Origin of the sequence: Prevotella phocaeensis, assembly GCF_900065875.1 — a bacterium.
GTDB classification, from domain to species: domain Bacteria; phylum Bacteroidota; class Bacteroidia; order Bacteroidales; family Bacteroidaceae; genus Prevotella; species Prevotella phocaeensis.
Genome location: NZ_LT160626.1, coordinates 64,000 through 85,005 on the forward strand (window position 1 = coordinate 64,000; position 21,006 = coordinate 85,005).

General features: G+C 43.7%; 19 protein-coding genes and 2 pseudogenes. 8 read left to right on the forward strand and 13 right to left on the reverse strand.

The genetic code is table 11. The features are described from left to right. Nucleotides 1-4: 4 nt before the first annotated feature. Both BN3912_RS08470 and BN3912_RS08475 read right to left on the reverse strand, forming a co-directional pair. Nucleotides 5-1,708, reverse strand: coding sequence for a hypothetical protein (locus BN3912_RS08470; protein ID WP_023983721.1), 1,704 nt, complete (start codon nt 1,706-1,708; stop codon nt 5-7). A gap of 105 nt (nt 1,709-1,813) precedes the next feature. Next, nucleotides 1,814-3,121, reverse strand: a pseudogene (locus BN3912_RS08475) (alpha-L-fucosidase). Between the two features lie 602 nt (nt 3,122-3,723). On the opposite strand from BN3912_RS08475, the gene BN3912_RS12325 reads away from it, so the two are divergent. Then, a complete protein-coding gene (locus BN3912_RS12325) occupies nt 3,724-3,885 on the forward strand; it encodes a hypothetical protein (protein WP_004369738.1) in 162 nt (53 codons plus the stop codon). A 2-nt stretch (nt 3,886-3,887) separates the two neighbouring features. Next, nucleotides 3,888-5,360: a fimbrillin family protein gene (locus BN3912_RS08480; RefSeq protein ID WP_023983718.1), complete on the forward strand. Its 1,473-nt coding sequence runs from the start codon at nt 3,888-3,890 to the stop codon at nt 5,358-5,360. Between the two features lie 251 nt (nt 5,361-5,611). Here BN3912_RS08480 and dnaG read toward each other — a convergent pair whose 3' ends face one another. Beyond that, entirely contained in the window at nt 5,612-7,552 is a 1,941-nt protein-coding gene (gene dnaG / locus BN3912_RS08485; RefSeq protein ID WP_023983717.1) for a DNA primase, read from the reverse strand. A gap of 432 nt (nt 7,553-7,984) precedes the next feature. On the opposite strand from dnaG, the gene BN3912_RS08490 reads away from it, so the two are divergent. The 3 genes and pseudogenes from BN3912_RS08490 to BN3912_RS11990 all read left to right on the forward strand — a co-directional run bounded on the left by BN3912_RS08490 (nt 7,985) and on the right by BN3912_RS11990 (nt 10,970). Continuing rightward, complete coding sequence (locus BN3912_RS08490; protein ID WP_023983716.1) at nt 7,985-9,214, forward strand: site-specific integrase; 1,230 nt, start codon at nt 7,985-7,987, stop codon at nt 9,212-9,214. A gap of 51 nt (nt 9,215-9,265) precedes the next feature. Further along, complete coding sequence (locus BN3912_RS08495; protein ID WP_023983715.1) at nt 9,266-10,492, forward strand: site-specific integrase; 1,227 nt, start codon at nt 9,266-9,268, stop codon at nt 10,490-10,492. Nucleotides 10,493-10,555: 63 nt separating this feature from the next. Beyond that, a pseudogene (locus BN3912_RS11990) lies at nt 10,556-10,970 on the forward strand (hypothetical protein). Nucleotides 10,971-11,204: 234 nt separating this feature from the next. Here BN3912_RS11990 and arsB read toward each other — a convergent pair. The 10 genes from arsB to BN3912_RS08545 form a co-directional block, all read right to left on the reverse strand. After that, nucleotides 11,205-12,257 carry an ACR3 family arsenite efflux transporter gene (arsB, locus tag BN3912_RS08500; protein ID WP_023983713.1) on the reverse strand — a complete coding sequence of 351 codons (1,053 nt, stop codon included), beginning with the start codon at nt 12,255-12,257 and terminating at the stop codon, nt 11,205-11,207. Between the two features lie 12 nt (nt 12,258-12,269). After that, nucleotides 12,270-12,698, reverse strand: coding sequence for an arsenate reductase ArsC (locus tag BN3912_RS08505; RefSeq protein ID WP_023983712.1), 429 nt, complete (start codon nt 12,696-12,698; stop codon nt 12,270-12,272). Nucleotides 12,699-12,703: 5 nt separating this feature from the next. After that, nucleotides 12,704-14,416, reverse strand: a complete 1,713-nt coding sequence (gene arsA / locus BN3912_RS08510) for an arsenical pump-driving ATPase (RefSeq protein ID WP_023983711.1) — start codon at nt 14,414-14,416, stop codon at nt 12,704-12,706. 25 nt (nt 14,417-14,441) lie between these two features. Beyond that, nucleotides 14,442-14,768, reverse strand: coding sequence for an arsenite efflux transporter metallochaperone ArsD (arsD, locus tag BN3912_RS08515; RefSeq protein WP_023983710.1), 327 nt, complete (start codon nt 14,766-14,768; stop codon nt 14,442-14,444). 35 nt (nt 14,769-14,803) lie between these two features. Continuing rightward, the gene (locus BN3912_RS08520) at nt 14,804-15,511 is read right to left on the reverse strand and encodes an aromatic aminobenezylarsenical efflux permease ArsG family transporter (RefSeq protein ID WP_023983709.1); all 708 of its coding nucleotides are present in this window, start codon (nt 15,509-15,511) and stop codon (nt 14,804-14,806) included. A 1-nt stretch (nt 15,512) separates the two neighbouring features. Next, nucleotides 15,513-15,956 (reverse strand): nitrophenyl compound nitroreductase subunit ArsF family protein, encoded by a 444-nt coding sequence (locus tag BN3912_RS08525; protein WP_023983708.1) that lies wholly within the window; start codon nt 15,954-15,956, stop codon nt 15,513-15,515. A 9-nt stretch (nt 15,957-15,965) separates the two neighbouring features. Continuing rightward, a complete protein-coding gene (locus BN3912_RS08530) occupies nt 15,966-16,199 on the reverse strand; it encodes a thioredoxin family protein (RefSeq protein ID WP_023983707.1) in 234 nt (77 codons plus the stop codon). 76 nt (nt 16,200-16,275) lie between these two features. Further along, complete coding sequence (locus BN3912_RS08535) at nt 16,276-16,602, reverse strand: ArsR/SmtB family transcription factor (protein ID WP_005800946.1); 327 nt, start codon at nt 16,600-16,602, stop codon at nt 16,276-16,278. A gap of 276 nt (nt 16,603-16,878) precedes the next feature. After that, nucleotides 16,879-17,184 (reverse strand): helix-turn-helix domain-containing protein, encoded by a 306-nt coding sequence (locus tag BN3912_RS08540; RefSeq protein WP_023983705.1) that lies wholly within the window; start codon nt 17,182-17,184, stop codon nt 16,879-16,881. Nucleotides 17,185-17,195: 11 nt separating this feature from the next. Continuing rightward, a complete protein-coding gene (locus BN3912_RS08545; RefSeq protein WP_023983704.1) occupies nt 17,196-17,498 on the reverse strand; it encodes a helix-turn-helix domain-containing protein in 303 nt (100 codons plus the stop codon). Nucleotides 17,499-17,849: 351 nt separating this feature from the next. On the opposite strand from BN3912_RS08545, the gene BN3912_RS08550 reads away from it, so the two are divergent. The 3 genes from BN3912_RS08550 (at nt 17,850) to BN3912_RS08560 (ending at nt 20,916) form a co-directional block, all read left to right on the forward strand. Beyond that, nucleotides 17,850-19,235 (forward strand): virulence-associated E family protein, encoded by a 1,386-nt coding sequence (locus tag BN3912_RS08550; RefSeq protein ID WP_036859219.1) that lies wholly within the window; start codon nt 17,850-17,852, stop codon nt 19,233-19,235. Between the two features lie 237 nt (nt 19,236-19,472). Further along, nucleotides 19,473-20,477, forward strand: coding sequence for a toprim domain-containing protein (locus BN3912_RS08555; protein WP_023983702.1), 1,005 nt, complete (start codon nt 19,473-19,475; stop codon nt 20,475-20,477). Nucleotides 20,478-20,481: 4 nt separating this feature from the next. Further along, complete coding sequence (locus tag BN3912_RS08560) at nt 20,482-20,916, forward strand: DUF3408 domain-containing protein (protein ID WP_023983701.1); 435 nt, start codon at nt 20,482-20,484, stop codon at nt 20,914-20,916. Nucleotides 20,917-21,006 lie beyond the last annotated feature (90 nt).

A 21,006-nucleotide genomic window follows, 5' to 3' on the forward strand; every position in this document is an offset into this window, starting at 1 on the left:
GTTATTATTTCGCTTCCTTTTTCTTCTGTATATAAGCCAATTCATGTATTGCAAAGTCTGCATTTTCGGGCTCATCGATCATTTTGCTCAGCATTCTTTCGGCCTCATCGTAGCTCTTTCTTTCTACAAGGATATAGGCCTTGCGCCTCTTCAGAAAGTTTCTGAAAGGTTCGAAATAGCCTTTCGCCTTTTCTTTTTCGGGTAAATTGGCAAGCTCTTGCAGCAGTCCTTCGATGATACCATAGGCGCGCAGGTCGCCTCCATTTACCATACAATTGATATATTCCTCGGTATAAATGATGTTATGCAGCGGAAGTAGCAGTTCTAAATAGTAATATGAGCGGTCGTATTGGTGCAGGGCGTTGTAACAGTAACCTATCATATAGCTCACTTCAAAGAAATATTGTTGCATTTCGGGTTGTTGTTGCGACAGATATTGCCGCAATGTGTGATATACATATTCCAAAAGTGCGACTGCTTCTACAAAGCATTTTCGGTTAAAGAGCATCTTTCCGCGATAAAGATAATATCCCATTTGCGGGTTTACACATGCCACAAGCAGGCGTTCTTCGTCCGTAAGACTGTCGATACCTTCGTGCCCGAGTTTAGCCATAGCTTCTTTCCACAGATAACGAAACTCTTCGGTACGCCTCTGAGCCGGCCTGAGATCGTGCGCTGCGAGTGTACTCAAAGCGATGGTTATATTATTATCGGTGCCTACAGGATTTGTTTTTTGCGCCGACAGAGGCAACTGGGTAACGGTTATGCGGTAATAAAGAGTATGTTCGTCTCCCTGTTCTGCCGATAAATGAATGATGAGGCGTCGCTCCTTTTCAGCCATGATACGGTCGAAATACGACAGAAAGAGCGTAGCCGTGCGGTGCACAAACTTACCTTCGGCGATAAGTTCGGCCGAGAGCTCCAGCTCGCTTATACTGTCGGCATCTACTTTCCGTACGTTGCGGTCGTCGGTGACGACGGTCATACGTATGGGAAGAAAGTGCGATATGCCCAATGCCTTGGCAAACAATCGCTTGATGGTAATGCCGTCGTCGGGCTGTTCGCGCCACTCGGAGCCTGTTTCTTGGTGCAGCATTTCCTGTTCGCGTACCAGATAAATGTTGCGCCCGATGTCCATACCGGTTCTTTCTATATCTGTAAATCCGATTGTTTCGGCATCTTTTATCATCTCTTCGAACCGCTTGACGAATACGTTTTTCCATAGGAACATGTCCTCCATCGTTCGTTTAAGCAACAAAGAAGACGTGATATCGTTCAGTAGCAGGCCCGATACTATATGTACGTATGCCGTGCCGTTGGCGTTTTCGATGGTATAGATGATGCGACAGTTATCGGTATTCAAGTTGCATTGATTGCAAATGTTGCGCATAAGTTCCAGCTGTTCGGCATGAACAGAATAGATAGACAGGTAAGATAGCCGTGCAAAAGGTGAGTTCTTGTTAAGACGAATGCGGAACGAACCGCCTTGATATTCGTAATCAGCAAAGGTATCTTCGTTTTCTTTCTTCCATACAGGTTTACAGTTGAGTGTGCGCAGCGCCCTTCTGATGATGCGGCGATTATCGTTCGGCGAGTTCGAATAACGGCCCTGTTTGGCACGGAGATACCCTTTCCAAACAAAATACGATGCCAATGTAGCAAAAGCACACACCGTACAAATCAATAGCATCAGTTCGATGTAACCCATGTTTCAGCCTTGTAATTCTTGTCTTCTTATGCTCTGTAGCTTTGTTTTGTTATGAAATCCGAATGTAGAAGTAACGACAATAAGCATCCTGCCGCCCTGTTATTTTTATTTCACTGTGAGTTCGACTACGCAATCTATATCTTTCGGCACCGACGGGAGCTCTATCGTAATGCCGTATTTACTGCGTGTAAAGTTCACTTTCGTATGGTTATTGAACATTACGGCATTGGTTATTTTCGAATTGTCGACCGGAAGAAACAGTCCTTTATCCTGCAAATTCAGTATATGTACATACAGTTTATTGCCCTTTTGCGTACTAACTCCCCATTCATGCGGTGCTATAATGCCTCCACGGGTGCCGTATATGGTTTCGCCGTATGTACTCATCCATTTGCCTATCTCGCCGAGGCGTTGCGCTGCAGCGGCAGGTAATTGCCCGTCGGGTTGAGGCCCTATGTTCAATAACAGGTTGGCATTTCGCCCTGCGGCACGCACAATAAGGTGGATAAGTTCCTTAGATGTTTTGTACAGGCTATCGGTAATATTGTATCCCTAACACCTGCTCATGGTCTCACATGTTTCGAGTGGCAGGGCGCTGATGCCGTTCTTGCCCGAATATCCGGCCTTGTTCTCGCCGGGAAGGTCGCGTTCGAATATCTGTATATCCTCTCCCTCGAACGGTACTTCGTGATGGTTATTGCCGATGAGGCATGCAGGTTGCAGTTTGTGGATTAACTCATATTGTTTGCCGAGCTGCCAGTCGAAAGGCTTATCATCACTGTCATGATCCCAAAAACCGTCGAACCATATCGCACCGATAGGCCCGTAGCCGGTTAAAAGTTCCGTAAGTTGTTTGTTCATAAAGGCATAATAACTGCCCCAGTCTTGCCTGTTAGTCGGTCTGCCGAGCCATCTGCCGGTCCTACCGAGCGGGTAATCGAGCCTATGCCAGTCGAGATGCGAGTAATAGAAGTGCAGTGAGATGCCCTCGCGTCGGCAGGCCGTTGCCAGTTCTTTCAGCACATCGCGCCCGAAAGGTGTAGCATCAACGATGTTATATCCGTCGGATTTCGTGCCGAACATAGAGAACCCGTCGTGGTGTCGCGCCGTTATGGTGATGTACTTCGCACCGGCTGTTTTGATTGCCTTTACCCATTCGTCGGCATTGAACTTAGAAGGATAAAAGCCGCCGGCAAGTTTCGAATACTCTATATAGTTGATATTCCGGTTGTTCATCACCCATTCGCCCTCGCCGAGCATGGAATATATTCCCCAATGAAGGAATATCCCGAACTTGTTGTCTTGAAATTTGTTGCGGGCATCGATGTTTCCCGTTGCGGGCAGGTAACCGTTCTGTGCACCCCCTGCAATGCTCATAAGCAAGACGACAATAGTTGGTATGAATTTTTTCATGCTTTGGTAACGGTGTTGAAGTATATCTGCAAAGATAACGATTATTATCGGAATTGCAACACCACAGGCACTTTTTTACTTCACTCTAAAGGGTTTGCTGCTTAAATATTTATTATTCGGTTGGGTTGCAGAGGAGGTTTGGCGGTGCTTATTTGCAGGTTTACCGTGAACGAAGCATGCCTCGTGCCGTGATACACGGTACATCTGTTGTCGACAAGCGGGCTTTATACGAGCTTTATATTATATATGTATGCACGATAGAAACTACTTTTAATGTGAACGAATCGTAAATATTTATATGAAAAAATGTGAAAAAATCAGGCGTGTCTTTAGTAAGAACGAAAGTATTATCTTATCTTTGCAGCGCAATTATTTAGGAAACTTCGGTATTTTATGATTAGGATAACACCGTTTGTGCAAATGAACAGTTGCAGATTTCCGGTAATTAACGAATTCTGGTATCGGCATGCAGTTAACCCAAAGGTATGTTTAACGAACCAATGATTTTATAACAACGATTATCATGCCATAAAAAGATGTATCTGTCTTATACCGAATTAACATTATGAATTAATATTACTTTAAAATTTTTATGTACAAGTATGAAGGCTAATTATGTAAAACCACAAGTGAATTCATTATCTGTAAAATCTCAATTGCTGGCAGGCAGCAATCCTAAAAATAAGGGGCAGCTTGGCGATTATGAAGAAGGAGAAGACTTGGGAAGTGATGATATGAATGCTAAAACAAATTTTATTTATTGATTATGAAAGCAAACAAGACAAATTTATCGGTTTTATTCGGAACATTGCTATGTGTTTCTGCATGCACGGGAATTAACGATATCGGTAACGATAGGGCGGATAAAGGCGGACAACCGAGCAAGATAGTAACATTAAAGGCTATGATGCCCGATCTTAGCACGCGCACTATTTTCAAGGATGAGCAAGGGAAAACGCTGAAAGTAGGATGGGGTAAGGGCGACAAGATACGTGTTTCGCCCCTGAACGGTGCCCCTTCTTCGATTTTCTCTGCACCGGCTGACGCAAGTGGAAAGCTTGCTACCTTCACCGGAACGTTCGATCAATCTGCACAGGTGAATAAGATATGTGCCGTATATCCCGCTACAATGCCCGAAAGTGATGACAGATGGGCGGTTATGAACGTAGACTATTCTTCGCAGGAGGGCTCTTTGGATTACATACAGGAGCATGCCATGATGACTTCTAAGATGGATTACCAACCCGAAGGCAGCAATCTTCTGCAATTCAAGAACGAGGCTGCCATCGTTAAGTTTACGATAAAGATGCCTAAAAAGGATGAACAAAATCCCTTGTTGCCAACAGAAGACAAGATTAGTTCTGTGGTAATAGCCACTCCGTTGGCGCAAGGAGAGAGCGTAGCAGATAATAATTTGGTGCATAGCCGTAAGTGGAACGGGCTTTACAATACGTGGAGTTCGGATGGAAAAGGGAACATGTTGATTAAGTTTGCTGAAGATGTAACGTTCGATATGGGGCATCCTATCGTAGGATATGCTATGATTCTTCCGCAGAAGTTGAAAGATGGACTTGTCATATCTGCACGTGGTAAGCGCATGAATTATTCTATCTCTACGAAACCCAATGTCGATCTACAGGCCGGAAAGATATATCGTATCGCAAAAACAGCTACTCCCTTGCACCTGTATTACCAATGGGATGCATACAGTCCTTATGTGAAAGGTAACAGCAGTAAGGAGTATTTTCATGAAGGAGGCGAGGGATATAACCGCGCTTGCAGTACTCCGGAGCACTCTTGTAAGGAATGTCCTACTAAGGAACAGATATTGATGTATCTCGGTACCAATGATTTATATTATAGCAATGGGGTAGGTATTTATGCCAATACAAAGGGACTTTGGCTGCCTAAACGGCAGTATATCGACGGGTTCGATGCAGGAACAGCTAAAAAAGTTGATATGAAAGACAATGAAAGCAGTAATGATGTTTACCCTAAGACAGAGCGGCCAAGCGATATAAGCAAGTACTTTTTCCTCCCTGCAAGCGGCTGTTATGAAGATAACGACCTTATGCTAAAGGAACGAGGAGGCCATTATTGGGCGAGTACTTGTTATCCTTATGCCGACGGATATGCCTTCTTTCTCGAGTTCGACCTTAGTGGAGACAACACAACTGCCTTTGCCGGCTTAAGAAAAGCACCCAAAGCCTTCGGACATTTTGTATGGAAAGTGGAGTAATACCAGTGTAATCAGACCGATAACATGAATGCCTTGCTACTGCATATCGGGATATCTGATGGTGCAAGTCGGCCTGTATGCTGCAGGCGAAATATCGTTCGAGGTCTGACAGACGATATTTCTATTGCCGACAGAAGGGCAGTATAAAAGGCTTACATAGTACGGATATGTGCAATAAAAGGTGCTTCTATGGGCGACAGGATTATGAGCCCGAAGAAGCACCTTTATTTTATGGCTGCGCTGCAGCTTGTTTATACGATGATATTGTTACCCAGTTTGCGGGCGAGAGTGTTGCGAATGTTCTGCATATCTTTGTATTCTTCCATGAGTTTAAGCATCTTTTCGGGCTCGTTTACGGCCAAAGAGATGCCTTGTTGCAGTTCTTTAAGACGCTTCTCCACATAATCCATGCGGAAATCCAGTAACAAATGTATGGTTCTGTTGAGCAATCTTTCATCGTCGACTTCCTTTTTCAAGCTCTCTGAAAGTTTGAACTTGTCGGCCGTCATGTCTATAGCAAGACGGCTCACCTCTATATCTTCGTGGTGAATAAAGTAGGTCTCGGCACGAAATCCCTCTGTTCTGCAGCACTCAACCGCCTCGGCCAGTATCTTGTTATATAACTCGTTGCCGAATTGCAGGTTGTCTGTATTCAGGTTATAGTCGATGAATTGCGCTACCGAAAGCGTGTAAACATTGCCTTCTTCGTCGGTGGCATCTTTCACGATAATACGCTCTCCGTACTTCATAACGAGTTGTATGAGCATTTGTTCTACCTTCTTGGCCTGTTGCATGGGCGTAGAAGGTTGTATGGGGGGCCGAGGTGCGACTTGCGTTTCCTGTGCCTGCTGGTTGCGATCGGCCTCTTTGGCCTGCGCATCTCGGCTGTCTCTGATAAATCGGTTCATGGTATTGATGAGCGTTCCCTCATTTATACCCATGCGTTGTGCACAGTCATGCAGGTATGTATCGCGCAATATCTGGTTTTGAATGACCGATATACTCTTCACAATCGAGTTGATTGCCTCCGATCTTTTGATGGGATCGGTCTCGTTTTTCAGTAATAGATCGGTCTTGAACTGTATAAAGTCGGTCTGATGGTCGTTGATGTATTGGCGGAAAACGGCCGCCGAATGCTGACGAGAGAAGCTGTCAGGATCGTTACCATCGGGGAGTAACAGCACTTTAAGGTTCATCCCTTCGGCCAAGAGCATATCTGTACCGCGCAAAGCTGCGTGTATACCGGCCTCATCGCCATCGTATAACAAGGTTATGTTAGAGGTGAAGCGGTGCAAGGTGTGTATCTGATGAAAGCTGAGTGCCGTGCCCGAGTTGGCCACCACGTTCTCTATGCCGCACTGATGCATGGAAATAACGTCGGTATATCCCTCGACCATGTACACTCGATCTTCTTTTGCGATGGCTTTTTTGGCCTGATAAATGCCATAGAGCTCATGGTCTTTGTGATAAATATCAGACTCTGGCGAGTTTACATACTTAATATTCACGCCTTTGGTACGCGAGTCAAGCACGCGACCTCCAAATCCAACGACCTTACCGCTTACGCCTATCCACGGAAAAACTACGCGACCGGCGAAACGGTCGATGAGTTCGTGGCGGTCGTTTTCGTAGCATATACCCGTTTTAAGCAAGAACTCGGGCTTATAGCCTTTCTTAATGGCTGTGGCAGCCAGTGCATGACGGTCTTGCAGGTCGTAGCCCAATTGGAACTTTTCTATAATGTCGTCGCGGAAACCTCGGCTGCGGAAGTATTGCATACCTATGGCCAAACCGTCGGGGGTGTTATGTAGAATGCTTTGGAAATACTTGGCTGTCCACTCATTTACTATGAACATCGACTCCCGTTCGCTCTGTTCACGCTTCTCATCATCGGTAAGTTCGCGCTCTATTATTTCTATGTGATATTTATTGGCGAGCCATTTGAGCGCCTCAGGATATGTCATTTGCTCGTGTTCCATTATGAAACTCACGGCATTTCCGCCTTTTCCACAGCCGAAACAATGACATGTACCGCGCGAAGGCGATACGACGAACGACGGTGTTTTCTCGTTGTGAAAGGGACACAGCCCCATGTAATTGGCGCCACGCTTACGGAGCGACACGAATTCGGATACCACATCTACGATATTGGCGGCATCTTTAATCTTTTCAATGGTTGGTTTGTCTATCATCGGTTCCTATAACAGTCATTGCAAAGTTACTCATTTTTATTTAATATACAATTTGTTTTGCCGTTACATTACCTATGCCTATCTGTTTTAGAAGTACCGAATATGGAAAATATCCCTACCGTTTATGCGTTGTAGATGTGCAACTAATCCTTGAAAATGAAGAAAAAACGAAGTTGGTGTAAACTAATTGATAATGAGTGAGAAACAGAACGATTTGCATAGAAGTTCCCTTTTCAAAAAGGGCAGGTATATGCAGATTTAGGCAGAAGTTCAGTTACCAAACCGTTACCCGATTTTGCCATAGGTAACGATGGAGTAATGTTCGGTAACTGAATTATTTTCGCTCGTGTGGCTGTTGCTACGGTCGGCAGTTTTCTGCATAAGTGATGAACGCTTTGAAATTGGTATTTTTGCCACAAAACATCAAAGCGTATGAAAACAGAAAAAATGAAGGTGTTGCTCTACCTCAAAAAGAGCGGTCTTGACAAGTCGGGCAAGGCTCCGATTATGGGACGCATTACCATCGGGCGTTCCATCGCACAGTTCAGTTGCAAGCTCTCCTGTAATTCTGACCTGTGGAATCCCCGTGAGAGCAGAATGGACGGCAAGAGCCGTGAAGCGGTAGAGATAAACGGCAGGTTGGAAAATTTGCTGTTGTCTGTTCAATCGGCTTATCAATCCTTGCTCTCCAATGGTCACCCATTTGACGCAACCGACGTGAAGGAACAGTTTCAAGGCAGTGTGCAGGCACGGTGCATGCTCATCGAAAGGTTTGATATGCTCATCAAAGAGAAAGAAAGTCATATCGGTGTAGACATCAGAAAGGAGTCAATGGCAAGCTATCACTCCACGAGAATCCATTTGCAGGAGTTTATTCAAAGAAAGTACAAGGTATCTGACTTGGCTTTCTCACAACTCACAGAAAATTTCATTCATGAGTTTCAGCAGTACTTTTTGGGAGAGTGTGGATTTCAGGAAAGCTCATTCTACAATGTCGCCACCCATTTGAAAACAGTTTGCAGGCTGGCTTACCGTGAGGGATTGGCAGACATCCTGCTTTTTGACAAAGTCAAAATCAGCAAGGGTAACAAGAAACTTCCCAAAGCACTTGACGGGAGGGCATTTGAGAAGTTAAAGACTCTCCACTTTGAGGACTTGGAGGAGGAAATGGAAACGGCAAGGGATATTTTCCTCTTTGCCTGTTATACAGGTGCTGCGTATTGCGACTTGATGGAACTAAGCAAATCTCATCTTGTGCGTGATGACGAGGGTGGCCTTTGGCTGAAGTTCAACCGTCAGAAGACAAGTGTACCTTGCCGTGTCAAACTGCTACCCGAAGCCATACGGCTGATGGAGAAGCTCCACAGCGATGAAAGGGAAACACTGCTCCCCTTTATGAGGTATGCTGCCTACCAATCATACTTGAAAGCCCTGCGGCTTCGTGCAGGCATCTCGTTTCCTTTTACCACACATACAGCAAGGCACACATTTGCCACGCTCATCACACTTGAACAGGGTGTACCCATTGAGACCGTGAGTAAGATGCTGGGGCATTCCAACGTGAGCATGACCGAGCGTTATGCAAAGGTAACCCCACAGAAACTCTTTGAGGAATTTGATCGTTTCCTTTCTTACACTGAAGATATGCAGTTAACAATCTGATTCCTATTTCTTCTATCTTATCATTATTCATTATTCAAAACCACCAAGACAATGAGAAGTACATTCAAGATACTGTTTTATATCAACAGACAGAAGACAAAGGCAGACGGCAATACCGCCATTCTCTGCCGTATCACCATAGACGGAAAGAACACAGCCATTACCACAGGCGAAGAGTGCCATCCTGCCGAGTGGAACACCAAGCAGGGCTTGACAACCAACAAGAAAACAAACCAAAGAATCAATGAGTTCAGGGATTTGGTAGAAAAGACCTATCGGGACATACTGACGAGGGACGGAGTGGTAAGCGTGGAGCTTATCAAGAACCGCTTGCAAGGCATTGCCACTAATCCGACAACGATCCTTGCCATGAGCAAGGCGGAACTGCAATCCGTCAAGGAGTCAGTAGGCAAGTCAAGAGCAGAGGGGACTTATCTGAATCTGTTCTATTCTGACAGAAATCTCCGTGAATTTGTCGAAAATAAAGGAGTGCAGGACATACCCATCGGAGCTATTACAGAGGACTTGTTCGAAGAATACCGTTTCTTTCTGAAAAAGCGTGGGCTGAAAGCATCCACCATCAACAGCAACCTCTGCTGGCTGAGCCGACTGATGTTCCGTGCGGTCAGCCGGAGGATTATCCGCTATAATCCCTTTGAGAATGCCAAGTATGAGAAGGAGGAAAAGAAGATACGCTTTCTGCAAAAGAGCGAGGTGATGAAACTTATGTCAATGAGGATGAACGACAAGGAAACAGAGTTGGCAAGACAGATGTTCATTTTTTCCTGCTTTACAGGATTGGCTATCTCAGACATGGAGAATTTAGAAAACAAGCATATCCAAACGACAGCGGACGGACAGTTGTATATAAGAAAGGAACGTCAGAAGACCAAGGTTGAGTTTATCGTGCCATTACATCCCATAGCGGAAGCCATCTTCAGTCATTGTCGGAAAGAACAGGAAAGAAGCGAGGAACAACTGACTGTGAAAGAAAAAGGTGAGAGTCTTGTCTTTCACCGCAATTGTAGCCGTAGTGTCATGGATTCCAAACTGAGCATCGTGGGAAAGGCTTGCGGTATCCGCCAAAGACTTTCCTTCCACATGGCAAGACATACATTCGGCACGATGAGCCTAAGCGCAGGTATTCCCATTGAGAGCATAGCCAAGATGATGGGGCATGCCTCCATATCAAGCACTCAGGTTTATGCGCAGGTGACGGACAACAAGATATCAGAGGATATGGACAGGCTCATTGCCAAACAATCGGCAAAAGAATAGGAAGCTTCGGAGAGAGGCTTGTGAATCTTCGGAGGTATCAATCTATAAAATGGAGGAAACGGCATGAAAGCAAACGATAACGTAAAAGCCGTAACAAACACCGCCTGTCATCGCAGTATCTTTGATTGGGGCAGCAATATGCAGGTTGTCAGAAAAGGAAGCGGAGACATAACCATGACGGAGAGAACTTGCGAAGTTCTTCGGAGTAACTTGGAGAAAACTCAATCATAGGCTTCAGACGACCATGAAATCTTCCAGCCTGTATCCCGACGAAAGGGGTGCAGGTCAAGAAGAAGTTATCAAGAAGGGAGAGACTGTAGGTTGTTCACTACTTTATCCGCTCTCAACAATCATCGCCTTGTCCTTTCTGTTAAACAGCACCGAAGCGCATTTGTTCAGAAAGTATGTCTGTCAGAGAGCCCAGAAACCTGCATCCGTGCTAACACTGGTATTTCTGCTTGGCAGCACGGATAACTGATAATCTGTATTGATTTCCTTTTTCTTTCACCGATATTATCCTACTACTTACTACAACAAGAGATAAGACAGTGAAAGAAAAAGGGCTATAATGTAGTTAGAACAAGAAATGAAAATTACTACCCTATGACTACATTCTATCTTATATGGGAATGACTGAGAGCCGTTTAGCCCTTTGGGGTCATAATATTTGGGTATCTTACCTTTATTATATCTTCTTATTATGCAATTGCCTCTAAGAATGATATGTCTCTGTGAAATTATGTCGTGTCTTATTTGCAATCCTTACTAACATTAACATCACCGGAACTTCGACCAGCACACCCACCACCGTAGCCAATGCAGCCCCGGATTGTAAACCAAACAGAGAGATAGCCATAGCAACCGCCAATTCAAAGAAATTACTTGCCCCAATCATTCCGGCAGGTGCGGCAACATCATGGGGTAATTTCCACCATTTCGCCCAACCGTAAGCAACGAAGAATATCAGAACCGTTTGCAACACAAGCGGAACTGCAATCAATAAGATATGCAGGGGATTGTTTAGTATCGTTTCTCCTTGAAATGAAAACAGGATAATAAGCGTTAATAGCAATCCACCTACCGTATACTTATTGAATTTCTTAATAAATACGTTGTTGAAATATTCTATACCTTTGCGGCGGATAACCATTATGCGGGTAATGATACCGGCAGCAAGTGGTATCACAACAAACATCCCTACGGATAGCAAAAGAGTGTTCCACGGAATAGATACACCGCCAACTCCCAGCAGAAAAGCAACGATAGGGGCAAACGCTACCAATATGATTAAATCGTTCACTGCCACTTGTACCAGTGTATAAGCGGCATCCCCTTTAGTAAGGTAACTCCACACGAACACCATAGCTGTACAAGGTGCAGCCCCCAATAATACCGCCCCGGCTAAATATTCTTCGGCTAATCCGGCAGGTATAAAGGCTTTGAAAACCACATAGAAGAACAAATAAGCTATTCCGAACATGGTAAATGGCTTTATCAGCCAATTTGTAACGCAAGTGACAATTATTCCTTTCGGACGCTTGCCGACATTCTTAACACTTTGAAAATCCACTTTTAGCATCATCGGATAAATCATTAACCAAATCAGGATTGCCATGGGTATGGACACGTTGGCATATTCAAATTTGCGTAATGTTTGCGGAATTGCCGGAAGCCATTGTCCCACGGCAATGCCAATAATGATGCACAAGGCAACCCAGATAGTCAGGTATTTTTCAAAAAATCCAATTCCTTGTTTCTTTTCCATAATAACAAATATTTAGCTTAATTGTGGTTTTAATTCGTTCAGGTAGAAGTCATAGAAACGAGCTTTTATTTCATCCCGTACCCGATGAAATTCACTGATTATAAATTCCAGTGTTCCGGTTGCTTCCGAAGGGTCGTCAAATCCAATATGTACCCTGTTCCTTACTTCACTCGTAAATATCGGGCAGCTCTCATTTGCCCCACCGCAGACCGTAATAACATAGTCCCATTCCTGCCCTATATATAGGTTTACACTTTTAGGGATATGGTGGGCTAAATCTATACCCATTTCATCCATAACTTTTACCGCCATCGGATTAACCTTTTCAGCAGGTTTTGTTCCTGCTGAAAAGACATCCAGTTGATTGTTAAATGATTGTAAAAAGCCATGTGCCATTTGGCTGCGGCAGCTATTCCCCGTACAAAGAATTAAAATCTTCATGTTTTTTATTTATTTTTCCAAGCTATCAGGGCAGCATTTCCTTTTGACAATTCTTCTACTTTCTTAATCCAAACCAATTCATTTTGCGCCTTTGCCCGCAAGAAAGAATTTTCGGTGTCAGTTAATGACAAGCAAGCATTCACGATCCACCATTTATTATTAATCCCGGCACGTTGTAAATCCATTTGCAAGCGTTCGGCTTCAAATACGGGTGTTGCTTCGGGCAGGGTCACAATAACGACTTCTGTTTCCTGCTGATTTCTCAAACGTGGTAACAGCTTTCTTACGGAAGCGGGAGTGTCGCCATGTGTACGTTGTACTTCTTTATGGTAACTTTCCGTTGCATCCAGCAACAACAAAGTGTGTCCGGTAGGTGCGGTGTCAATTACTACGACTTCATTTTCTGCTTTATCGACAATTTCAGCAAAAGCCCGGAATACTGCAATTTCCTGCGTACACGGTGAACGTAAATCCTCCTCTATATATTCCATATCTTCGGCTGTTATTGTTTCCGCAGCTTTACTGCGAACCTCGTTTTTATAGGCTTCCAACACTTCCGCTTCGTCAATCCGGCTTACCGTAATGCCAGCCTGAACAGCAAGGTTATAATTCAGATGGTTTGCCGGGTCAGTGGTGGTAAGATGGACCTTTGCACCCAGTTTTGTTAATTTCAGGGCTATTTCAGTGGCTAAAGTGGTTTTTCCCACGCCGCCTTTTCCCATAGTAAAAACAACCCTTTTTCCTGATTGATAGAGGTCATTTACCAGTTCATCCATCCCTTTGGCATCGGTAATCCGCTGATAGTTCGCATCATTTGTTAAATTATCATTGTAAAGCATCTGGCGGATGTTCGCAATATTAGATAAATTGTATGACCGTAAAGGAACATAATAAGACGGATATTCCAGCAGTTCCGCAGGGGTCTGTTTCAGGGCGTTTTGCTGCCTGTCATATATCTGTTTCGATACGTTATCGGCTTCATCTAATTGCAGCAAAAGCCCGTTGATTACCAATAGCTGGTTTTTAATTCCCAGTAATTGCAATTCATGTGAAGAACGGGCGGCTTCTTTTAATGGTGCGATTTCAGGACGGCTAACCAATACTAAGTGGGTTGCGTTTGCATCCAAAAGTGTTTCAACTGCCTGCTTATAGATACCTTTCCGTTCTTCCAAACCGGATAATTGACCTAAGCAAGATGCACCGTGCGTACTCTCACTGATAAATGTACTCCACGCTGATGGTAGTTGTAACATTCGCAACGTGTGTCCCGTGGGGGCTGTATCAAAGATAATATGGTCGTATTCTTTTGCTTTATCAGCATCCGTGATAAAGTCGGAAAACTGGTTGAATGCAGCAATTTCTACCGTACAAGAGCCTGAAAGTTGTTCTTCCATATTCTGAATTACACTTTCGGGCAGTTGTCCCCGGAAAGGAGCAATAACGCTTTCCCTGTATTCGGCTGCGGCTTGTTCCGGATCGAGATTAACGACCGTTAAGCCGGGAACTTCTTGAATATCCGTGCCGTGTCCGTTCAGTGTTTGATTAAACACATCTTGCAGGTTTGAGGCCGGGTCTGTACTGATAAGAAGTATTTTCTTTCCATTATCTGCCAAGCCTACCGCAGTAGCACAAGCAATCGAAGTTTTTCCAACACCGCCCTTTCCGGTGAAGAAAAGGTATTTCGTCAAATCTATATTTGATAAATTAAATGTTTTCATTTTTATATAATTAGTTGGTGCAAACTTATTTTACTGGCATAAAATCCAAATTGATACCCGTCCATTCACTCATTTGTTTGGTGGTAGGATAGGTTTTTGAAACAGCGATTTCACCGTCCACTAAAGTAATAGGCAGTGCATCCGCCCCATGTTTTTGCAGATGCTCGTTTACGGTTTTATTACTTACATATACTTGCGGTTCGTCACGTAAATTGTGACGGGTAACGATGATACCATGTTTTTTCAATGTTTCGATAACAACCGCAATACGCATCAATTCAGGGTCAATGTTTGTTCCACAAAGACCCGTAGGGCAACACATTGCCGGGTCGAAAATTTCTATCTTTTTCATATTGTTTTTTATTTGAAATGATACTTCATATTTATTCATGGAAAAAAGACTACTGCATAATAAGTTCCTACCGCAATAAAGAGGATGGCAACTATTTTACGAAACCATTTCTCGAATATTTGCATCCGGTTATAAAACTTACCGAGTCCGGCAACACTGTACGCCAAAATCCATGCAACAAGGATTACGGGTAATCCCGTAGCAATAGCGTAAATTACAGGTAATAGATACCCGCCCGTTTCCGCTGCTGACAAAGGCATAAGCATACCGAAATAAAATACTCCACTGGTAGGACAAAAAGCAAGGGCGAATAAAATACCCAATAGCATAGCCCCCCAACCGCCTTTAGTCCTCTTTTTCAAACTTTTACCATCAATATTAATTTTCGGTAGATTGAGTTTTATTACATCAAGCATAAATATTCCAATGATGATTAACGCCGGAGCAATCAGCATTTCCCCATACTTGCTTACGGCTTTTTGAACCATAAACATACTTGCTCCCTCACGGAGAATAGGGATAAGGATAAAGCCAAGAACCGTATAGCTTACTATTCTGCCGAATGTATAAAGCAATCCGTTTATAAAAATCCGGTGATGGTTTTCTATGTCCTTACTAATAAATCCTATTGCCGTTATGTTGGTCGCTAACGGACACGGGCTGACCGCCGTTAAAATCCCCAATATAAAAGCTGTAATAGCAGGAATAGAACTGTTATCTAATAGCGATTGAAGAAAATCCATCTTACAACTGTCTTAATAATTCGTCAATCTTGCTTTTAATTCCGTCTTTAAACTTGTCCGGTGCATTTTTCGCATTGGAAAAACCAAACTCGGTCATATTGTTTACATTCTCTTTGCCGTCTTTCCAGCCGTTTACAAATAAAGACGACCATGTAACTTCGTACTTGTTTGCAATCGCTTCATTTTCTTTCTTTGAAATATCGATCACCTTATAGATAATTTTACCGTCGGCTTTTTCTTTTGAATAAAGGCTATCCAAAAGGGCTAATGTATTTGTTTCTATCGCCCGGCAAGTGATACACCGTTGCGCTCCATGAAAATAAAGAACCTCTATGCGGTTAGTCTGTATTTCTTCCGCTTGGTTTTCTCCGGTCTTTTTCTTTGAACCATTGCCACAAGAAACTAAGACCAGCGTTGCAATCAGTAGATAAAATAATTTTCTCATAGTTCATTTTTATTTGGTTATCAACTCTTTCACTTCTGCAAGAGATAACTTTTTTCCGGCTGATACGACTATCTCGTCAATCACCAAAGCTGGAAGCCCTAAAATGTTATACTCCATGATTTTCAATAAATCTTCCTCTTTGATAAGGGATGCATCGCAACCTAATTCTGAAATAGCTTGTTTGGTAGTTTCGTACAAGGCTTTACAGCTTGAACACCCAGTTCCTAATACTTTAATTTCCATTGTCATTTTATTTTAAAGTTAATATAATAATCGTAGTTCGTAGAACTACGAACAACTATTCCAAAAAAAAGTACTGCTATTCACAGCACGATGTACCTTTACATTTACAGTCCCCTAAAAAAGCTGCAAACAATTTTCGGGCAAGTTCCCAGTTCTCCCGGTTTATACAATACCGGACTTTGGGCGTTTCTATTTCCCCCTGAATTAAGCCAGCTTCTTTTAATTCTTTCAAATGCTGCGAAACGGTTGCTTTAGCAATAGGTAGCTCTTCGTGAATATCACCAAAGAAGCAACTATCTTGTTTTGCCAAGAAAGCAAGAATAGCCATCCGTGCCGGATGTCCCATTGCTTTGGCAAAACGAGCAATCTGTTCCTGCTCTGTTGTGTACTGTTTCTCTTTCACTCCAATTCTCCTTTCTTCTTTGTTGTTCGCAAAGTTACGAACAATATCTGATACATGCAAATAATATCGCTATTTTTGGGGAAAATCGTTTTTTTCTGTATCTCAGAAAAATATAAGTAGTAATCCTATGCTATAGTCGCAAGTCTAAGTTGTTAATGATTCTATGTGAAAGCATCTTATGGTTTCCAAATCCATAGGAATAGCCGCTTCCTTCTTGCAGGGTACTTGTGAAATCATAAGCTTTTAGATTAACTTTTGAAATGTAATCTAAATATCCTAAGGCACTTGTTTCTGTTCCCTATAATTATCTTTCAGCATCTTTTCCAAGTCCGAGGACTTATAGAGTATCTTCCCTGCGAATTGCGTGTAGGAAATAATTCCCCTGTCCCTATAGTCCTGCAGGGTACGGGGGCTGATATACAGCCGCTCGCATACCTCCTTACCTGTCAGGAAATGCTCACCACCAAACAGTGGTTTGTGTGTTTCTGCCACTTCCTTAATCCGCTTGCTTACCCCTTTTAGTGCGGACAGCACCACCTGCATATCGTCAGCCTTCATTTTCAAATCTCTAACCTGTTCCATAATCTTCGTGTCTATTTGTTGATTTTAGTTTTATCCGTTTTTGATTTCTCTGTTTTGGTTTGGAGTAACTGCTCCACGTCCTCACGCTTGTAATAGCACTTATGCCCGATTTGGGCAAAGGGCAATACGCCCGTATCACGATAGTGCTGCAAGGTGCGCTTGCTGATGTTGAGCAGCCTGCACACATCACCGTTGTGCAGCCAATCGGTATGCCTGCTATGTTCCTCGAATGCCTTGTAGCAGGTCTCGGCAAGGCTGAGTATCTCGTTCCTCAGCTTTGCCCAGTTTGAATCCGTAATGATAAAATATCCCATAATTCTATTGTTGTTTTGTCTGTAATTCCTTTTCTTGTTTTGCGCTTCACCGCACGTTTCTGCTTGCAAAAGTAGGGAGTGTTTGTCATACTTCAAAGCACAAGGGAACAGTAGGGAAATTTAGGGAAAAACAAGGAAAGGCAGTTTTAATTTTAGCTTTCTTTGCTTCTTCACTCCATTTTATCATATCCGTTTTAGCCGATGCAATATGATGCGGATTGCAGCAAATAAGCACCTGTCTTTCTTGCATCCTTTACGCATTTATCCTCTTGTTTGGGGCTTAAATCCATGCTTTCCGACTGTTTCCTATCAAAAATTCGTGAGAAATTCATTGCCAATGTGCGCAACATTATGCAAGCACTCTCCGAATGCTTGGAACTTTCCCGTTCTCTTAATAACTTCACTCTTGGAAACAAAAACAGGCATATAATGAAAACGAACGCAAATAAAGGTAAAACGGAAGAAAAGTATAGCACACCTAAACAAAGAAAGACCTCTTCCAAGAACGCAGAGATAGAAGAATATCTCTCCAACCATTATGAGTTCAGATACAACACAGTGTTGGGGCGAACCGAATACCGTGGCAAGAACGAGGCTCACTTTTCAAAAGTGGGTCGCTATGAAATCAACACGCTCCGCAGGGAACTTGACAACTATGTGGGTATTGTTACTTCTTCCGATAATCTCTATTCCATCATTGAGAGTAGTTTCTCGCCACGCATCAATCCCATACAGGAGTATTTCAAAGCGTTGCCCTTGCTGGATATAGGCAGTAGTTGTGGTAACACTAACAAATACAATAGTTGCTGCAATGCTTCCTCCCTTTCATTGAAAGCCATTCCTGACTTGGCAAGTTGCGTTGTGGTGCGTAACTCTGACAAGTGGCTGACGTACCTTACCAAATGGCTCGTGGCAGTGGTCGCCAACGCTATGGACGACCGTGAGTGCCGTAACCACACCTGCCTCGTGCTGACGGGCGAGCAGGGAAAGTTCAAAACCACGTTTTTGGATTTGCTCTGTCCGCCACCCCTGCACGGTTACAGCTACACGGGTAAGATATATCCGCAGGAGAAAGACACGCTGACTTATATCGGGCAAAACCTCATCGTAAACATTGATGACCAACTCAAAGCCCTCAACAAGCGTGACGAAAACGAGTTGAAGAACCTCATCACCTGCCCGATGGTCAAGTACCGTATGCCCTATGACAAATATGTGGAGGAACACCCCCACTTGGCGAGCTTCGTTGCATCGGTAAATGGCAATGACTTCCTTACCGACCCCACAGGCAGCAGGCGTTTTCTTCCCTTTGAGGTGTTTTCCATTGACATTGAGCGTGCAAAGGCAATATCTATGGATAATGTCTATGCCGAAGCGAAAGCCTTGTTAAACGCAGGCTTTCGCTATTGGTTTGACGATGATGAAATCACGGAACTATACAGGGAGAGCGAAGACTTCCAAGTACAGACCGCAGAAATGGAACTGCTGCTCCGCTGCTTTGAGAAGCCAGCGGAGGATAATCCCAACTGTACCTATATGACCACCACCGAGATAATCACCTACTTGAGACTTTACACGCATCATCCCTTGTCCTTAAAGCATATGGGCGAAGCCCTGAAAAGGGCAGGCTTTGAGAAAGTGAGCAAGAGGCGTGAGGGCGGCAGTCCAATCTATGTATATAAGGTAAGGAAGATTCTCCCTTGTCCCTTGCCAAGTTATTGCAGCAACCAAATGTAGTAGGCGCATGTAGTAAGTTCGTAGTATGACTTGATATTACAAAAAATATATTGAAAATCAATTACTTAACTTAAAATAGTATGTAGTAAGAAGAAAGATGAAAAAGTTTGGAGGGGAAAAACTTCTGAAAAGAGAATTTCTTTCAATAATCATTCAACTACCATTCAAATATCATTCAAATACACCATTGTCATTCAAACAAAAATGATTCAATCCATTCAATTAAAACATATCACAATGAAAGAAGAAGATTTATCACGCATCAAGCGATACCCCATTTTGGAGTATCTTGAAAGGAAAGGCATCAAGCCTGTACGCAGAACACCAGTCTATGCGTTGTACCGCTCACCGTTGCGTGCAGAAACACATCCGAGTTTCAAGGTGGACACAGAGGAGAACCTCTGGATAGATTATGCCGAAGGCAGGGGCGGAAGTATCATCGACCTCTGTATGCGATTGGAGGGCTGCACGCTATCGGAAGCCATCCACCGCTTGGGACAGACCGCTCCCGATGATACAGCATATAGTTCTCGCAATGACCTCTCACAAAACAATCTCCAACCAACGATGGCTGCAAACGAAGCAAGGAGACTGATAAGCATATCAGACACCCTGCCGCCACATTTGCAGGAGTATCTTACAAAGGTACGCTGCATTGATTTGGAAAAGGCAAAGCCTTTCCTAAAATGTATCAGCTATGAGGTAAGAGGCAGGCGCTATCAAGCCATCGGCTTTGCCAATCAATCAGGAGGGTATGAACTTCGGGATAATGGTTCGTTCAAAGGAACGATAGCTCCGAAGGATATTACTCTGATATTTACGGACAAACAGACAGAACACGCAATAGACAAGCCACTGCCTGTATGCGTGTTTGAGGGATTTATGGATTTCCTTTCTTTTCTTTCAATGAAAGAGGAGATAGCCAGCCACTGCCTTGTGCTAAACTCCGTAAGCAATGTGGCAAGGACTGTCCGCTGTCTGAACGACCGACACCTGCCCCATATCCGTGCCTTCCTTGACAATGATGAAGCAGGACGGAGGGCAACCAATGATTTCGTCAAGGCAGGTTTCAAGGTGGAGGATATGTCCGTACATTACAAAGGGTTCAAAGACCTCAACGAGTTTCATGTCAGCCGTATGCGTAAACAGGTGCAGCAGAAAGCGCAGGAACGGACACGGGTGTCGGTTACGGAGCAAAAGGAAAGTAAGAAATCAAAACAAGTCAAACATAAAATTAGATAGCAAAATGGAAAATAAAACAAAGACAACGGACAAAAATTTTTCATGGCTGTTGGGTGAGGAAGATGAAACAGAGTACGAATCTACTCCACAGAAAGGGACTGAAGTTCCCGAAACAGAAAGACCTACTAACGAACAGGACACAGAGAATACTACGCACTCTGAATCTGCACAGAACACTGAGAGTGCAACCGTTCAAAGACGCATCAGTGCCAAGATGAGAAAGGAAACGCTCGAAGCCTACAAGCAAGCCTACCTTGTTCCGACAAGATTGACCAACAGAAAGGCGGTTTATCTGAGCCGAGAAACGCAGGAGCGTGCCGACTTCATCGTGCGCAGGTTGGGCGACAGAGGCAGTAACCTTTCAAGTTTCGTGGAGAACATCGTGCGCATTCATTTGGAGGAGTACGGTGAGGACATAGAGAAATGGAGGAGATTGTAAATCACAGGAAAAGGGGCGAGGACTTTTGGGAAAAGGGGCTATTATTCCACTCAAAACCCTCAACCCTTTTTTAGAGAACATGGTAACAGA

Coding starts and splice junctions, on each gene's coding strand:
- BN3912_RS08505 (WP_023983712.1), bottom strand. CDS start 12,698: ATGAAGATTTTAATTCTTTGTACGGGGAATAGCTGCCGCAGCCAAATG.
- BN3912_RS08520 (WP_023983709.1), bottom strand. CDS start 15,511: ATGGATTTTCTTCAATCGCTATTAGATAACAGTTCTATTCCTGCTATT.
- arsB (WP_023983713.1), bottom strand. CDS start 12,257: ATGGAAAAGAAACAAGGAATTGGATTTTTTGAAAAATACCTGACTATC.
- BN3912_RS08470 (WP_023983721.1), bottom strand. CDS start 1,708: ATGGGTTACATCGAACTGATGCTATTGATTTGTACGGTGTGTGCTTTT.
- BN3912_RS08560 (WP_023983701.1), top strand. CDS start 20,482: ATGGAAAATAAAACAAAGACAACGGACAAAAATTTTTCATGGCTGTTG.
- BN3912_RS08495 (WP_023983715.1), top strand. CDS start 9,266: ATGAGAAGTACATTCAAGATACTGTTTTATATCAACAGACAGAAGACA.
- BN3912_RS08555 (WP_023983702.1), top strand. CDS start 19,473: ATGAAAGAAGAAGATTTATCACGCATCAAGCGATACCCCATTTTGGAG.
- BN3912_RS08530 (WP_023983707.1), bottom strand. CDS start 16,199: ATGGAAATTAAAGTATTAGGAACTGGGTGTTCAAGCTGTAAAGCCTTG.
- arsD (WP_023983710.1), bottom strand. CDS start 14,768: ATGAAAAAGATAGAAATTTTCGACCCGGCAATGTGTTGCCCTACGGGT.
- BN3912_RS08490 (WP_023983716.1), top strand. CDS start 7,985: ATGAAAACAGAAAAAATGAAGGTGTTGCTCTACCTCAAAAAGAGCGGT.
- dnaG (WP_023983717.1), bottom strand. CDS start 7,552: ATGATAGACAAACCAACCATTGAAAAGATTAAAGATGCCGCCAATATC.
- BN3912_RS08550 (WP_036859219.1), top strand. CDS start 17,850: ATGCAAGCACTCTCCGAATGCTTGGAACTTTCCCGTTCTCTTAATAAC.
- arsA (WP_023983711.1), bottom strand. CDS start 14,416: ATGAAAACATTTAATTTATCAAATATAGATTTGACGAAATACCTTTTC.
- BN3912_RS08480 (WP_023983718.1), top strand. CDS start 3,888: ATGAAAGCAAACAAGACAAATTTATCGGTTTTATTCGGAACATTGCTA.
- BN3912_RS08540 (WP_023983705.1), bottom strand. CDS start 17,184: ATGGAACAGGTTAGAGATTTGAAAATGAAGGCTGACGATATGCAGGTG.
- BN3912_RS08545 (WP_023983704.1), bottom strand. CDS start 17,498: ATGGGATATTTTATCATTACGGATTCAAACTGGGCAAAGCTGAGGAAC.
- BN3912_RS12325 (WP_004369738.1), top strand. CDS start 3,724: ATGAAGGCTAATTATGTAAAACCACAAGTGAATTCATTATCTGTAAAA.
- BN3912_RS08525 (WP_023983708.1), bottom strand. CDS start 15,956: ATGAGAAAATTATTTTATCTACTGATTGCAACGCTGGTCTTAGTTTCT.